Raw genomic sequence first — 1974 nt, 5'->3', positions numbered from 1 at the left:
GTTGCGCAGCCCGGGCGAGCGCGGATGGCGCTTGGCAGCTTGATGGGATGATCAGGCGCGGTTCTTGAAGCGCCAGGATTCGTTTCCGGTCTCGATGATCTCGCAATGATGGGTGAGACGGTCGAGCAGCGCTGTCGTCATCTTGGCGTCGCCGAAGACGGCGGGCCATTCTCCGAACGCCAGGTTGGTGGTGACGATGATCGAGGTCCGCTCATAGAGCCTGCTGATCAGGTGGAAGAGCAATTGCCCGCCGGCCTGCGCGAACGGGAGATAGCCAAGTTCATCGAGCACGACGAAGTCGAGCCTGGTGAGGTAGTCGGCGATACGGCCCTGCTTGCCGCCGCGGTGCTCGGTCTCGAGCCGGTTGACGAGATCGACGACGTTGAAGAAGCGGCCACGTGAGCCGTTGCGGATCAGGGCGCGGGCAATGGCGATTGCCAGATGCGACTTGCCGGTTCCGGTGCCGCCGATGAGCACGGCGTTGCGCTGGTCGGCGACGAAGGTGCCGTTGGCAAGGTCCCGGACCAGCACCTCGTTGACCGGCGTGCCGTCAAAGTCGAACTCATCGATGTCCTTGGCGATCGGCAGCTTGGCGACAGTGAGCTGGTATTTGATGGAGCGGGCCTGCTTCTCGGCAATCTCGGCCGACAGCAGATCGCCGACGATCCTCGGCGGCTCGTGCTGGCGCTTGATGCCTGTCGCCATGATCTCGTCATAGGCGCCGCGCATGCCATAGAGCTTCAGTGTCCCCATCAGTTCCAGAACCTGCGTGCGTTCCATCAGCTTGCCCTCCTGAGGCTGTCGTAGCGGGCGCAGTCGGCCTGCGGCTCGTGTTGCAGGCGAAGAGCGTCCGGGGTGAGGATGGTGACGGCCGGCGTCGGATCGCGCCGCCGCGCCAAGATGTTGAGGATGACGGCGGACGAGCAGACGTTCTGGTCGAGCGCTTCCTGGCAGGCGGCTTCCACCGCGTCGAGACCGTCACCGAGAACCGCGGTCAGGATCGCCACCATCTGCCGATCGCCGTCATGGGCCGGCTTCAGTTTGCGCCGCACCCGTTCCATCGCCGAGGGCAGCGTCCAGTCGTGGAATGGCGCACCGTTGCGCAGCGCGCCCGGCTTGCGGGCCAGCACCGGAACATAGTGCCAGGGATCATAAACCGTCTCGTTGCGGCCGAAGCAGCGTGCATGCTCGGCGACGATCACGCCGTCCTGTCGGATGACGATCCGATCGGCATAGGCCTGGACCTCGACCGGGCGGCCGACAGCGGTCGAGAGCACGGAGTATTTGTTGTTATCGAAGCGAACCGTGCAGGTCTTCGACACCGAAGCCGGCATGGCGTGGAAGCCATCAAATGGACCGCGATACTCGACCAGTCTGCCGCGCTCCTCCTCGAACACCTCCCAGATCGTGCGCTCGGGCTGGTCAATATGGCGGTGTGCCTTCGCATAGGCGACGCACTTGTCGGCGAGCCAGGCATTCAACTCGGCATAGGACTTGAAGCGCAGCCGCGGTGTGAAGAAGCGCTCCCGCACCAGCCCGACCTGGTTCTCGACCTGACCCTTCTCCCAGCCGGACGCCGGCGTGCAGGCGACCGGCTGCACCAGATAGTGACTGCACATCTGCAGGAAGCGGCGATTGTATTGCCGGTCCTTGCCGACGAAGATCGTTTCCACCGCCGTCTTCATGTTGTCGTAGATGCCGCGCGTGCCGGCGCCACCGAAGAAGGCAAAGGCCCGGTCGTGCGCGTCGAACACCATCTCCTGCGTCTCCCGCGGATAGGCCCTGACGAACATCATGCGGCTGTGGCAGAGCCGGACATGGGCGACCTTCACGGTCACTGTCACGCCGTTGATCAGGACGATCTCGTGGCTCCAGTCGAACTGGTAGGCCTCGCCCGGCGCGAAGAACAGCGGCACATAAGCTTCCGCCGTCGCCGACCCCTGCGCCTTCGCCCAGCTCTTCGCGTAGCGGCGG

Annotated in this window: 1 protein-coding gene and 1 pseudogene; both read right to left on the bottom strand. The window is 64.5% G+C overall.

All coding sequences use genetic code 11. From position 1 onward, the window contains the following. Window positions 1-51: 51 nt before the first annotated feature. Window positions 52-780 carry an IS21-like element helper ATPase IstB gene (gene istB, locus O7A05_RS33945; RefSeq protein ID WP_337097768.1) on the bottom strand — a complete coding sequence of 243 codons (729 nt, stop codon included), beginning with the start codon at window positions 778-780 and terminating at the stop codon, window positions 52-54. Beyond that, window positions 713-1974, bottom strand: a pseudogene (gene istA / locus O7A05_RS33940) (IS21 family transposase); the annotation flags it as partial. The gene istB and the pseudogene istA, both read right to left, overlap by 68 nt.

The sequence above is a fragment of the Mesorhizobium argentiipisi (SeqCode) genome, assembly GCF_037179585.1.
In the GTDB taxonomy this organism is placed as follows: Bacteria; Pseudomonadota; Alphaproteobacteria; order Rhizobiales; family Rhizobiaceae; genus Mesorhizobium; species Mesorhizobium argentiipisi.
This window is presented reverse-complemented; position numbering and strand designations above follow the sequence as displayed.